Source organism: Janthinobacterium sp. GW821-FHT03A03 (assembly GCF_059421435.1).
Genome location: NZ_JBWKUZ010000004.1, coordinates 220,843 through 232,808, shown reverse-complemented (window position 1 = coordinate 232,808; position 11,966 = coordinate 220,843). Strand labels below are relative to the sequence as shown.

Sequence of the window (11,966 nt, the reverse complement as noted above, 5' to 3'; positions counted from 1 at the left end):
CCGGGAGCTGCATTTAGCGCACGTACTGGCTGGAGAATGGGTGGTTGCTCGTAACGAGAGCAAAGTATGGCATGCGTTCATTTACTTCCCCAGTCCTGGTAAGTGGTGTCAAGGAGTTGATTTTTCTTCTGATTCCCTCTTGACATAGTATGTGCGCGGATGGGTTCGCCCGATATAAGATAAAGACCTAGCTTTGCGTAGTGATTTATCTGGTGCGTTGATGTGGGGGATCACCTACGGACCGCAAACAGGGGGGCACCAGATTTCATGATTGTTCATCGCTCCGATGTTGTGCTGGATTAACTTGATTATCCTTGCATGCATGGCCTTCCGATGGCATGGAAGCATCCGTTGACGTGGTTGCCAGTTCAGCGGAAAATAAAATGCTGTTTTTCAGGGAATGGATGCGAGCTATGGAAGCGGAAGGCATTCGTGTGCTGTTGGTTGACGATCAGGCCGTAGTGCGCAATGGCGTCGGCTTAATGCTGAGTATGGCAGCAGACATCCGCATCGGCGGCGAGGCAAGGAATTTTCAGGAAGCGGTCGAGCGTGTCGCCAGCGAGGAATTTGACGTTGCCCTGGTGGATATCGTCATGCCTGGCAAGAACGGTCTGGAGCTCTTGAAATCGTTACGTGTCATGAAGCCCGGTATGGCCGTACTGATGCTGAGCACATATTCAGAGGAGGTCTACGCCTTGCGTGCACTGCGCCTGGGAGCGGCAGGTTACCTGACCAAGGATGTGTCAACGAGCATCTTGATCGAGGCAGTGCGCAAGGCGGCATCCGGTGGCCGGTATATCAGCGCAGCGTTGACGGAGCGGTTGACCACGCTGATCAGCAAGAAGGGAGCGAGCGGGGCGCATGAGGTGTTATCGGAGCGTGAAATGGAGGTCTTCCTGCTGATTGCCGCAGGCGAATCGCTGATACGCATCGGGGCAATGCTGCAGCTGAGCCCCAATACTGTGACGAGTTACCGCGCGCGCATTCTGATCAAGATGGAGTTGTCTTGCAACGCTGAATTGACGCGCTATGCGCTGGAGCATGGCATGCTGTAAGCGGGAATGGTGTCGAAGGAGTGCCGTGATATCAGGCTACCATTTTTTCGATGGAAATGCCGGCGCTCATTGCCTGCTCAATGATCGCCAGCCGACGTGTGGCGTATTACTTTCTCGCCAGCACTCATGGCGAGCTGAAGAGGTAACGTCTCCTTGGGCGTGGCTGTGAGTCACTGCGGAAGACACTCTTGATGGGAGCGTCGCTCCGTAGCCCCGGACCTGGTTTGAATACGCAGCGCGGAAAACCAGGTCCGGCACCGAAGTAACCATGATCTGGATCAATCCAACGTACGTTAACAACCGCAATATTTCTCCATCACACTGTCAACGCTCATCCATAGTGCCATCGTTATTTTTCTGGCACTCAGAGTGTTGCATGTTCCAGTGTGCTTTCATGCGTCGCCGGAGATGGGGCATATTGCCCCGTAGCGATCTGCTGCAAGGCTGGCCTGTCGAGCAACTGGAGATGACGATGTCTCACTGACAGGATGCCAAGCCGCTGCAGGCGGCTCAGCAGTCTGGCGATGGTTGCATGGGTCACACTTAGATAGTCTGCAACTTCTTTACGCGATAACACAAGGTCCAGGTATGGCCCCTTGCCATTTTGTTGTGTCTCTTTCCAAACCAGCTGCAACAGGAACTGAGCGAACTTTTGTTCTGCATGGTGATATCTGAGCAGGAGAGTAAGGTCATACAGTCGAGCCAGTTCCTTGCTCAGCATCTGTTCCAGGCGCAAGAAGAGTCCAGGAAAGTGCTGGCCCGTTTCTACCAGCTGTACATAAGAAAACTCGCATACTATGCTGTCGCAGACAGCTGTCGTGGTATCCGTATAGTGCGTAAGGCTAATGCTGTCGAGTCCCAACAAGTCTCCCTTACCTGACAGTCTGGTAATGCACTGCTCTCCTCGATGGTCGAATTGATAGGATTTAAACTGGCCATGGCGAATGGCATACAGGCGCCCCAGTGCCGGTTCATGTATGCTTTGCAGGGTTGCCCCTCGTCGTAGGTGATGCTGCCGCAGTATGAATCCTTCGACCTTGGCGCAGTCCGTATCGTTCATGCCTGCAGGCAAACATCGTTCGCGGGCGTGGCAATCGCGGCATGAGAAGGACTTCGTCCCGTGATCAGTGAGATTGGCTGCCGTGGACATGAGTCAACTCCCCATAGCGTGGCTAAGCTCCGTACTGAAGGTGGCGCGGTTGCCATTCGCAAGCGCCATCTGTTCAAGTGCTGACAGATCCGTGATAACGATGTCTCGGTTTTCAAGCAAAATGAGGCCGGCCAGTTTGAAATGGTGCAGTAGTCTGCTGACACTTTCCGGGGCAAGGTGCAGATAGTTGGCGATGTCGGGGCGTGACATCGGCAAGCGATAGCGTGTCGGCGCGTCGCCCTGTTGACCATACTGCCGGGAAAGACGGAGCAAGAAGGTGGCGAGGCGCTGTTCCGCAGGACTGCGATATAGTTGTAGAGAGGTATTGCGGATATCCAGAATATTTTGACGGATGAGACTATGGAACAAGAGCGGCTGCTGGCGCAAGGTGGCGTAGCCAATCTCGCACACTTCACTGTCCTCCATCGCGACGGCCGTACCAAGATGTTTTGTCTGCCCAATACTATCGAGTGCCAGGAAGTCGCCGCATACAGGAAAGCAGGTGATTTTTTGTGCGCCAGTTCCATCAGCGCGGTAGTGCTTGAAACTTCCGTAGCGTATGGCAAATACGCATTCAGCAACGGGATCGCCAGCGCGATACAGGAACGCCTTGCGTCGTACCCGGCTGCAGCGACCGTCGATTCGCCCGCTGTCAAACTGGCGCACGCCGAAGGCGCGAGCCGAATGGACGGCGGGGGCTATGTCGTTGTGCATCATATTCTCCTGGGCAGGCGAGTCAACTATACTGACCCCGTGTTAATGTGGCGCTTGGCGGAAACAGCTCGTGCATCCGCGGCGGCGGGCAGGCGGCTATTGTTGCCCTACTTGTTCGGCGCACTGACTGGGCCAAGCGCCTGTTGCAGACCTTGCACCTGATTGTCGCTCACATGGTCGCTGAGCACGTCGTTGGCCGACAACTTCCTGTGATAGTCAGCATCAGTCATTTTTTCATCGTAGCGGATATCATCCACGCTCACGGCTGCCACATCGGTAAAGATCGCTCTTGCGCTTGACCAGGCAATCACGTTTCCATTGCCAATTGACCCGCGGGCAACCCTTGTCCAATTGGCGACAGCTAGTCCCGGATCGGCACCCACGGAGAAATTAATTCGCTGCGTGAACCGCTGAATGGCCTTGTCATTGAGCAGGACGAAAGCGAATGGTCCCACTACTGTACCTACTTGCAGTCCGACACTGAGCTCTCCCAGAGTAAAAAATGCGGGGGAGCTCCATTTTCCGTTATCGCGTTTGCGCAACAGGACACCGGTATCCACCTGCTGGGATTGAACGATGCCGGCGAACTGGCGAACTGGCGAGCAAGGCGCCGCAAAGTAGTATCCCGACAGGTTTAATGTTGCTAATCATGGCCGTTCTCCTGCGCACGCGTAGATAACTTCCTTGCACACTACAGCCGGGCACAGGTCGCTTGCCATGATTTACATCAAGGTACCAGGGGAATATGCTTGCTTAGGTAAAGCAATGCCTGTGATTGTCCAAGGAATTTGGATGGGTATTCTGTGCATGTTGCAAGACTAAATCGTTTCTCTGCGATCGATTGCTGACATTTTTGACGAAGATCATTTATCAAACAGACAAACAGTAACTGGCGATTTATATTGAAACATGAAGGACGAGAATGTCGCGTTCGCGTTGATGGGCAGTCAATGGCCTGACTAAAAAGAAGGAACCATGGCAAACCATCTGACCCTTTTCGATCCGTTCTGCGACCTGGCCAGCATCGATTCTCTGCGCAACATAGATGACTTCTTCCGGGACATGGGTTTCAAACATGCTCTCAAGGATTTTGTGCGGCCATCCCAGATTCGGCTCGACGTTACTGAAAGTGATCAAGCGTATTGCGTCAAGGCCGAACTGCCAGGTTTTAAGCTGGAAGAAATATCCGTGGATATCGATGGAAATCGCGTTTCGATCGCTGTTGAGACGAAGTAGGAGCGCTCGGAGACGAAGGGCGAGACGATGCTCCGTCGTGAACGTTACATCTGGCAATATTTGCGCAGTTTTTCGCCGGGACAGGATATCGATGACGCCAAATCAGTTGCCAAGTACCGTGACGGTGTGCTTGAGTTGACACTGCCGAAACGAAAAAGTAGTGCGGCGAAGAACTTGATCATTGCTTCTTGATGAGAAATGTAGCAGTCATGCGCGCAGTTATGCATGTGCACTAGCCTTGATGGACTATTGTCTGCAGTGCAAAATGGGGAGTAAGGTATGCGCGCGCTGGTGTATGAAGTTCCAGGCAATCCGGTACTGTGGAACAAGCCAGTTCCAGTGATACTGTTTCCGACTGATGCTATCGTCCGGATAAGCAAGACCACGATCTGCGGAACTGATTTGGATATCCTGAAAGGGAAAGTGCCCACTTGCCTTCCGGGCACAACCTTGGGCCATGAGGGCATAGGCGTGATTGATTCGGTGGGCAGTGCTGTCACGGGTTTTCACCCCGGTGATGGCGTGCTGATTTCCTGTATCAGTTCCTGTGGCCGTTGCGAGTACTGTCAGCGTGGCATGAGTTCGCACTGTGTCGATGGGGGCTGGATACTGGGGCATAAAATTGATGGCACTCAGGCCGAGTATGTGCGGATTCCTTTTGCGGACACGAGTCTGTACAGGATTCCACCCGATGTCGATGAAGATTCGTTGGTCATGCTTAGCGAAATTTTGCCAACAGGTTTTGAATGTGGTGTGCTCAATGGCAAAATCCAGCCTGGCAGCAGCGTTGCGATCGTGGGGGCCGGCCCTGTCGGCCTGGCCGCATTGATGACCGCCCAGTTTTTCGCTCCATCCAGCATTATCATGGTCGATGTTGATCCACATCGTCTCGAAGTGAGTCGCCGGTTTGCTGCAAGTCACACGGTGCGGGCAGTTGAGCGCGCAGCCGCCATTGCAGTATTGGGGCTGACAGGTGGACGCGGCGTTGACACGGCGATAGAGGCGGTCGGGACTCCCGCCACGTTCGAATTGTGTACATATATCGTTGCGCCTGGCGGTACGGTCGCCAATGTGGGGGTGCATTATCGTCCGGCAGATTTGCATCTGGAACAGCTTTGGTCGAAAAATATCACGATCACTACTCGTCTGGTGGACACCACCACCATCCCACAGTTGCTGAAGGCGGTGCAGTCCGGACGACTCGATGTATCTGGTCTGATTACACACCGCTTTATGCTGAAGGACATCGTCGAAGCCTATGCATTGTTTGCTGATGCAATTAGCGCACGGGTATTGAAAGTCATTATTGCGGCCAATCATGTATGTTGAGCGGATAATCACCACCATGTTTGACACACCATCGCGCCCTGGCTGCCCTGGCGTCTGCGGCAATCGGCGGGACGGCCGAGTAGCGTGAAATGGAGGCGTGGTGAGTAGAACTGTGCAGGAGAGTGAGCTTTTGCCATTGATGGGGCCGGCCTCGTTTGAACTCGATGCCGACATCAATGTATCGGGCATGGCGCTGATTGAAATACTGAAGCTGCGCGGTGCGCAGCGCGAATTTAGCGAACGTGAGCTCTCGTGGTACAGGCTCTCGCGTTTGCTGTGGCCCGCAAATGGCCGCAATCGTGAGACTTCAGGCCATAGAACTGCACCTTCTGTCTGAAATGCGCAGGAAATTGATATTTATATTGCGATGGCAAGTGGTCTATACCGCTATGATGCGCAGGCGCAGGCGCCGGCACTGATGCAGCAAAGTTCCGTCGACATGCGGCCGTTGACCGGCAAGCAGGATTTCGTGGCCAGGGCTCCGCTCAATCTGCTTTATGTCGCCAATTTGTCGCGCATGCCCACCGAGGAGCAGGCCAAGCAGTTGCGCGTTGCCGCACTTGATGTCGGCCAAATCAGCCAGAATGTTTACCTGTTTTTGCGCCGCAGAACGATTGGCTGCCGTTGCGCGTGGATGGTTTGATCAAGAGGAGCTTGCTGAGGCCATGGCATTGACGGCGGGACAGCATGTGATGCTGGCGCAATCTGTTGGCTATCCTCTGGTTTCGCAGGCGCTGTCGCCGCCTGTCTCTCTCTCTGTGAGAAAATGCAAGGATGCACGCAGTTCCCGAGTAAGTGCTTAGTGTGACAACAGCAGCGGTACTCTGCTCTGGCTTAGCAGGCTGTGCGTAGTGCCACCCAGTATCCATTCATGGAAGCGGCTACGGCCATAGGCACCCGCGACAATCAGGTCGGCCCCACTGTTCTGCGCGCGACTGCACAGAGTGGTGGCAGACTCAGTGACGTTGTCGTGGCAGTTCACTTCAACCGGGATCCCGTGGCGTACCAGATAGCGCGCCAGGTCCGCTCCAGGCTCGTCGCCGTGCTGCTTCCCCACATGTGGATTGAGTACCATAATCTGCACCCGTTGAGCGCGCAGTAACAGCGGCATGGCCCCAGCCACAGCGCGGCTTGCTTCGGGACTTGCGTTCCAGCCAATAACGATGGATCGCCCTGGTACTGCTACCGGCCCGACGCCATCCGGGATAACCAGCAGGGGCCGGGGGCTGTGCATTGCGAGATACCCGGGCAATCGTGTGGACCAGATGAGGCCAGGGTCGCTCAGGTCGCTTTGGCCGGTGATGATCAGGTCGCAGTAGAGCGACTGCAGTATCAATGCATCGGCAGCGTGGCTGTCTTGAAAACGCGTTTCGTACGAGGCCACACCCAGGCGGCGGCAATGACTATCGAATTGTTGAAGTTGTTCCAGGGCCGCTTCACGCATTGGTTCATAGTCGAATTGCAACAGGGGAGTGAGCGCCGCCACGCCAAAGACAATATAGTCGAGTTGTTCGCCCCCGCTTGCTGTCGTACCGATCAGGTGGGCCCCGTACTTCTGCGCCAATGCGGCCGCAACTTCCAGGCGTCGTCCAAAGCCGGAAAACTGGTCGGCATACATGAGGATGGTTTTGTACATGGTCGGCTCCTGGGCAGATTGCAATCTAACGCTAGGATCAAGTTACTTGATTCGCGTTGCGTTGTCAGGACATCAATTGATCCTCGTCATGCGATATAGATATTTAATGCTTTCTGGCAGAATAGTCGCGTCCGTCGTTGTGCACAAATTGTGTGCGTGGGTAGGCCATTGGAGTGCCGCGCCAAGCGCGCTCAAGGTCAGTGATGCGTCTCGGATGGGCCGCGCGTGCTGTGGCGCAGGCAGTTAGCGCCGCGGTAGCGCCATCCTCGCGTTGCGAAGTTTCAGGCGTTTTATCCACCAACCGTAGTCGCACAGTTTTTCGGCGATTTCCCCTCTGTATTGCTTGGACCTGGTGAGGTTTCCTTTCGCACTACATGGAGGCACTATGTGCTGAGCCATACAGTATGCCCATACCGTTTCGATCGGTTCACGCTCCAGCAATTCTTCGCAGATCAGAGTATGCCGTAGCGCTTCATTTACTGTCACGTCCGTGTACTCCGCGTGGGCGCAAGGGGAAACTCGGCCGTGTGCGCGCTGTCCAGTTTCGACGCGACGGACAGTATCGGGGGGCAAGTGCGAGCAGGCTTTCATATTGTCGATAACCGCCGGGAGCCTCGCTGCTGGAGGAGCCGGAAGATCATGCGTGTTGGACTCGCTGCATGGCTAGGATACGGCAAATTTTCGTAATTCTATAGCGTAGTCGGATACCGTTGCATTGGCACCTTCCAGTATGGAGTTTTGCATGTCAAGCATGATCTTGAACAAGTTTGACCGGTAAACATTGTTGGCCGAAACCTGTGGTTTCAGATAAGCAAATCCCAGTTCGTAACGGCGAGCCAGGCTGCAGTTCTGCATGCACAGCAGTAGGGTATCTATGTTGGCTTCCGACAATTCCCGAGCGTAGCGTATATTCAGGCGGGATATCTCGGAACTGCAGTCGAGTGTGTGCTGCGCTATTGCGTTATAGCGATTGATCAGGGAAAGCTTCCCGTTCAGATGGAGCTGTTCGGGCGTATTGGCATTTGCATCAGGCATAGTTTTCTCCAGATTGGTCTATCGTGACATGAAAAACGGCTTCAAAGTAGTGAGGTGGCAACTAATTCAGTCTAGCGGTTTAAGTTCAAAACAGAGAAAGCGCAATTGACATTCATCAACCGGCTGGGTAATTTCTATTGAGGGTGTCCGCTCATGTTGCATTGCTGGATAACGCGATCCGTGTCCATTACCAGCAACCCTAGTGAGACATCAGCACTGGCAGCGTCATTGAGCGTAGCAGTGTGCGCGTGGCTCCGCCCAGCACTATTTCATTCCAACGAGGATGGCCATAAGCGCCCATCACCAGGAGGTCGGCATTCAGTTCTTCCGCCAGTGACAGCAGGGATTCACCCACTGACATACCGAGTATGACCGTGTGTTCCATGACTTGGACCTGAACGCCATGGCGCGCAAGGAACATGGCGATGTCGGCACCAGGTTTTCCCGCATGAATGCTGGATTGTGGAGTTGGAGGGAACATGACGAGAGTAATGCGCAGACTGTGGCGCAGCAGCGGCAGCGCGTCGGTGACGGCGCGGGTGGCTGCCTGGCTGCCGTCCCAGGCGATCAGCGCGTGCTGATCCAGATGCTGGTAGGTGCCCGTATGTGGCACGACCAGGATCGGTCGGCCTGCATGAAGTGCCACATATTCGGGCAGATGCCGGGGCTGGCCACCGTCGTCGCCATGTGGGATGCTTTGGCTCAGCACGAGCAAGTCGGCCTGGCGTGCCTGCAGTATCAGGTTCGTTTGGGGATCATGGTCGCTCAAGCGACGCTCGCAGGATACATCGATAGAGCGGGACTGGCTGTCAAAGCGCCCGAGAGCATCCACGATGCTGCGCCTGGCCTCATACAGGTTCGATAGTGGTGCCGTCGCAGTACCGATCAGGTGGGCCTGCTGACTACGAGCAATTATTCCTGCCAATACGACACGTTCGTGAGCCTGAGGCGTTGCATCAACATGGACAACGATCGTTTTATAGTTCATGACGGGCACCTGTTGGATGAATGATGGCAGCCTAACAAATCCCGCGAGAAAAATTTATGATTTACATCATGTAGTTCCTCATAATGGTTGGTATTGTGGGTCAAGTGACTTCAAACAAATCGGTGTGACCGAAACCCAGTTCATAGTTCAGTATGGAGATCACGCTGGGAGTGATGCGCGCAAATACCAAGCCGGGCCACGGTGGCGCAGTATTTGCATTGATGAGCTGTCGCAGTTGTGGGAAATGAAACAGCAACAGGTCGGCTACATGTTCCGTCTTGTCGGCATCATGGACAAGGGCGGCATTGCCTGCCATTGACAGCCCCCGTATATGTTCCCAGTCCTGATAGGGGGGATGGCCAGAGAGACCTTGTCATGCTGGCGGATACTGTGCGCCTTTTGACTGCCCAGACCAATACATGAATACAGGATCAGATCGTCATGCACACATACTTAATGACTGTCGCTTGCGGGTAGCCTTAGTCGTGTCGATCGGCAGTCAGTTGCGCTTTATCAAATGCCAATACGGTCCGATTGACTGCCCTGCTTGAGACTTGAAAAGCGGCGCCGATATGGGCTATGGTGAAAACGGTTGAGAGATAGGAGCGTTCCATCGTCTGTGTCGCTATAGCGGGCCTGATATTGCGTTATTTACAGGGTGACAGCGTGGCACTGAGAATTGGCGTATTCTTAAATTCGTCGGAACACTTCGATTGCTGCTGTGCTGAAATGAATGCGTTGTCGCCCAGAAGAATCGGATAACAAGTGCGAGCAAGCGGACTGGTGTCTCCTATCCCGGCTGCGACAAACCGGCAATAACGGATTTTTCTGGGGAAGGTATTTTTGAGGGTATGTGCAATTGAATTACTTTGTAAATACTGAAAAATCAGAGGCTTGGCTTCCTCATTGCGCATCGGATAGGAGTGGTGCGGTGGATTTAACTCATTGATTTTAAAAAGATAAGTATATGGATATTGATGGTTCAAGAAAGAGCAACGGCCACTTTTTTGATGTGGGTTCGTGGATCCCGGTTAAGGAGTGCCAGCATCGACGCTCCACCGCGATTTCAGGTCAATGGTTCCGGGCCGCCATCAGGTCGTTTTTTTGACTACACGGGCCAGCGCATTGATCGCGCTGCGGGTATTTTTTCCCGCGAACTGTAGCAACCCACCTATCACGAAAGTCTTTCCACTAAGGAAGGGAGCTGGTTATTTTTCGCTCTTGCCTGCAGACCTGGCGCAATCCCGTGCTTTTTTGTGCATCGCTTCGAGGCCCTGATGCACAAGGTCCAGCACTTCCATTTCTACGGTGCTGCCATTTTGCATGGCCAAGCGCTTTACCACCACGGCAAGCGCAGGGGGAAGTTCCAGGAATTTCAGGATCAGCCCCCCTCCGGCAGGCACTGGAGGGTCGATTTGCGTCCCTCTGGCGATGGGCAACGTCCCGTGCACAAGCCAGGCGGTGCTGACGCCAAGGGCCGCGGCAATTTTCTCTGCCGCTTCCATACGCAGTTTCGCTTTTCCTGCTTCGTAGCGATACAGTTGCGTGGGATTGATGCCTGCCAGATCGGCAAGCAGCACTTGTGAGATACGCAGATTTTCGCGGCAGCTTTTGATCCGCTCTGAGACTTGGGTATCGCCAGACATATATTTTGCCTTTCACTTTCACTTTTACTTTCAATATACAGCGTTCGTGAATGACCGGCTGTCGCGCGCCCGCCGCCGTAATGATGAAAAGCTACGGCAGGGCTTTGTCATCGATCACCTGGCCACCAGCATGGATTTTACCGTCTGTGCGCCACATCACGGCACGCCTTGTTTCGCATTTCTTGCGGTTAATCTGGATCAAAGGTCGTTGCCAAGCGATGTCGCGGCCTGGTCTTGCGCAGATGACGGTGTCCTGGCTCTGCGTTGCGGCCTGGGCATATCTTTGAAGCTCTTGGATCATCCCTGGGATCGCTGTCCTTGCTGATGTGCCGATACGAAGGCTTCAGCGCCCAGAAATGCCATGCGGTTGGCGCATGCGCTGCGCCAGATTTGCTCATCTCAACGCGCGAAGGAAGGTGGTCGAGAACGCCTGCGACCTGATGGCGTCCGATTTTGCAGCTGGATTTTTTGTGAGGTCGACAGTGGGGATCTCCCCAATTTCGCTCTTTTCTATTCTTGGCGTAGTTGCTCACATGAGACATTTCTGTACGCCCCATGAGTGAGCCGAGAGAAAGCCAATTCTGACATGCGGGGCCGGACGATTGTCGTGGCCTGTCAGCACGTGGCCGGACAGCGATATCCTTTCAGTGGCGACGGCACCTGCTGGTAGACGCCAAGGCTGTACAGCATCATCCACGCCAGCATATTCTTATTCCTCTTTTTCAAAGACGCGGATCTTTGCGCCGCCCTGGTAGTCCTGCAGCTCTGCTTCGCCATCGATGCGTATGTTGCCCTTCAATATCACTTCCACGCTGATATCGACTTTGTCGATGCGAAACGTCTCAATGTCGGTGGGATGCACATCGATTTCCATGGAAACCGAGGCGCCTGGCGCAATTGTGGTGAATTGCGTTTTCAGCGCCGGATTGGCCAGGCCACGGCGGGCGTAGGTGACGGCGCCCGTATCGGTATCGATGAATTTGACGATCGGGCCCGACTTGCGCAGGTAGTCGAGCGGAAAACCGATATCGCGGCTGCCATCGTTGCGGATGGTGACCAGCATGTCGATCGGCTTGCGCTGATAGACGCAGCCAGCGTTGCCCAGGCATTGCAGGGAAATGGAGAGGGGAGCGTGAGTGCTCGTCATGTTATTGGCTTTCGATGGTAGTGCCATCAG

Annotated in this window: 13 protein-coding genes and 1 pseudogene; 6 read left to right on the top strand and 8 right to left on the bottom strand. The window is 54.3% G+C overall.

Annotation, left to right across the window (positions count from 1 at the left end; translation table 11 throughout):
• Positions 1 to 338 precede the first annotated feature (338 nt).
• Entirely contained in the window at positions 339 to 1,055 is a 717-nt protein-coding gene (locus AC07VI_RS11895; protein WP_226935587.1) for a response regulator, read from the top strand.
• A 364-nt stretch (positions 1,056 to 1,419) separates the two neighbouring features.
• Here AC07VI_RS11895 and AC07VI_RS11890 read toward each other — a convergent pair whose 3' ends face one another.
• The 3 genes from AC07VI_RS11890 to AC07VI_RS11880 all read right to left on the bottom strand — a co-directional run bounded on the left by AC07VI_RS11890 (position 1,420) and on the right by AC07VI_RS11880 (position 3,461).
• A complete protein-coding gene (locus tag AC07VI_RS11890) occupies positions 1,420 to 2,205 on the bottom strand; it encodes a Crp/Fnr family transcriptional regulator (RefSeq protein WP_086145211.1) in 786 nt (261 codons plus the stop codon).
• Between the two features lie 3 nt (positions 2,206 to 2,208).
• Positions 2,209 to 2,922: a helix-turn-helix domain-containing protein gene (locus AC07VI_RS11885; RefSeq protein WP_086145210.1), complete on the bottom strand. Its 714-nt coding sequence runs from the start codon at positions 2,920 to 2,922 to the stop codon at positions 2,209 to 2,211.
• Positions 2,923 to 3,026: 104 nt separating this feature from the next.
• A complete protein-coding gene (locus AC07VI_RS11880; RefSeq protein WP_157792405.1) occupies positions 3,027 to 3,461 on the bottom strand; it encodes a lipid-binding SYLF domain-containing protein in 435 nt (144 codons plus the stop codon).
• Between the two features lie 433 nt (positions 3,462 to 3,894).
• Between AC07VI_RS11880 and AC07VI_RS11875 the strand changes: the two are divergent.
• The 4 genes and pseudogenes from AC07VI_RS11875 (at position 3,895) to AC07VI_RS11860 (ending at position 6,127) form a co-directional block, all read left to right on the top strand.
• A pseudogene (locus tag AC07VI_RS11875) lies at positions 3,895 to 4,347 on the top strand (Hsp20/alpha crystallin family protein).
• An 87-nt stretch (positions 4,348 to 4,434) separates the two neighbouring features.
• Positions 4,435 to 5,484, top strand: a complete 1,050-nt coding sequence (locus AC07VI_RS11870; protein ID WP_086145208.1) for a zinc-dependent alcohol dehydrogenase family protein — start codon at positions 4,435 to 4,437, stop codon at positions 5,482 to 5,484.
• A gap of 100 nt (positions 5,485 to 5,584) precedes the next feature.
• Entirely contained in the window at positions 5,585 to 5,821 is a 237-nt protein-coding gene (locus AC07VI_RS11865) for a hypothetical protein (protein WP_216356328.1), read from the top strand.
• Positions 5,822 to 5,902: 81 nt separating this feature from the next.
• Complete coding sequence (locus tag AC07VI_RS11860) at positions 5,903 to 6,127, top strand: nitroreductase family protein (protein ID WP_216356327.1); 225 nt, start codon at positions 5,903 to 5,905, stop codon at positions 6,125 to 6,127.
• A 156-nt stretch (positions 6,128 to 6,283) separates the two neighbouring features.
• Here the strand turns inward: AC07VI_RS11860 and AC07VI_RS11855 are convergent, their stop codons facing one another.
• The 3 genes from AC07VI_RS11855 to AC07VI_RS11845 form a co-directional block, all read right to left on the bottom strand.
• Entirely contained in the window at positions 6,284 to 7,120 is an 837-nt protein-coding gene (locus AC07VI_RS11855) for a universal stress protein (RefSeq protein WP_086145207.1), read from the bottom strand.
• Positions 7,121 to 7,783: 663 nt separating this feature from the next.
• Positions 7,784 to 8,155 (bottom strand): hypothetical protein, encoded by a 372-nt coding sequence (locus tag AC07VI_RS11850; protein WP_086145206.1) that lies wholly within the window; start codon positions 8,153 to 8,155, stop codon positions 7,784 to 7,786.
• A gap of 199 nt (positions 8,156 to 8,354) precedes the next feature.
• A complete protein-coding gene (locus AC07VI_RS11845) occupies positions 8,355 to 9,143 on the bottom strand; it encodes a universal stress protein (protein WP_099420866.1) in 789 nt (262 codons plus the stop codon).
• Between the two features lie 16 nt (positions 9,144 to 9,159).
• Here AC07VI_RS11845 and AC07VI_RS11840 point away from each other — a divergent pair, with 16 nt between their 5' ends.
• Positions 9,160 to 9,462, top strand: coding sequence for a hypothetical protein (locus AC07VI_RS11840; RefSeq protein ID WP_492993767.1), 303 nt, complete (start codon positions 9,160 to 9,162; stop codon positions 9,460 to 9,462).
• A gap of 889 nt (positions 9,463 to 10,351) precedes the next feature.
• Here the strand turns inward: AC07VI_RS11840 and AC07VI_RS11835 are convergent.
• Both AC07VI_RS11835 and AC07VI_RS11830 read right to left on the bottom strand, forming a co-directional pair.
• The gene (locus AC07VI_RS11835; protein WP_492993769.1) at positions 10,352 to 10,789 is read right to left on the bottom strand and encodes a helix-turn-helix domain-containing protein; all 438 of its coding nucleotides are present in this window, start codon (positions 10,787 to 10,789) and stop codon (positions 10,352 to 10,354) included.
• A 709-nt stretch (positions 10,790 to 11,498) separates the two neighbouring features.
• Complete coding sequence (locus tag AC07VI_RS11830) at positions 11,499 to 11,936, bottom strand: hypothetical protein (RefSeq protein WP_086145201.1); 438 nt, start codon at positions 11,934 to 11,936, stop codon at positions 11,499 to 11,501.
• Positions 11,937 to 11,966 lie beyond the last annotated feature (30 nt).

Bases quoted from the DNA above. Each gene is read 5' to 3' on its own strand.
- AC07VI_RS11895 (WP_226935587.1), top strand. From the start codon at position 339: ATGGAAGCATCCGTTGACGTGGTTGCCAGTTCAGCGGAAAATAAAATG.
- AC07VI_RS11890 (WP_086145211.1), bottom strand. From the start codon at position 2,205: ATGTCCACGGCAGCCAATCTCACTGATCACGGGACGAAGTCCTTCTCA.
- AC07VI_RS11885 (WP_086145210.1), bottom strand. From the start codon at position 2,922: ATGATGCACAACGACATAGCCCCCGCCGTCCATTCGGCTCGCGCCTTC.
- AC07VI_RS11870 (WP_086145208.1), top strand. From the start codon at position 4,435: ATGCGCGCGCTGGTGTATGAAGTTCCAGGCAATCCGGTACTGTGGAAC.
- AC07VI_RS11860 (WP_216356327.1), top strand. From the start codon at position 5,903: ATGCAGCAAAGTTCCGTCGACATGCGGCCGTTGACCGGCAAGCAGGAT.
- AC07VI_RS11855 (WP_086145207.1), bottom strand. From the start codon at position 7,120: ATGTACAAAACCATCCTCATGTATGCCGACCAGTTTTCCGGCTTTGGA.
- AC07VI_RS11850 (WP_086145206.1), bottom strand. From the start codon at position 8,155: ATGCCTGATGCAAATGCCAATACGCCCGAACAGCTCCATCTGAACGGG.
- AC07VI_RS11845 (WP_099420866.1), bottom strand. From the start codon at position 9,143: ATGAACTATAAAACGATCGTTGTCCATGTTGATGCAACGCCTCAGGCT.
- AC07VI_RS11840 (WP_492993767.1), top strand. From the start codon at position 9,160: ATGAATGATGGCAGCCTAACAAATCCCGCGAGAAAAATTTATGATTTA.
- AC07VI_RS11835 (WP_492993769.1), bottom strand. From the start codon at position 10,789: ATGTCTGGCGATACCCAAGTCTCAGAGCGGATCAAAAGCTGCCGCGAA.
- AC07VI_RS11830 (WP_086145201.1), bottom strand. From the start codon at position 11,936: ATGACGAGCACTCACGCTCCCCTCTCCATTTCCCTGCAATGCCTGGGC.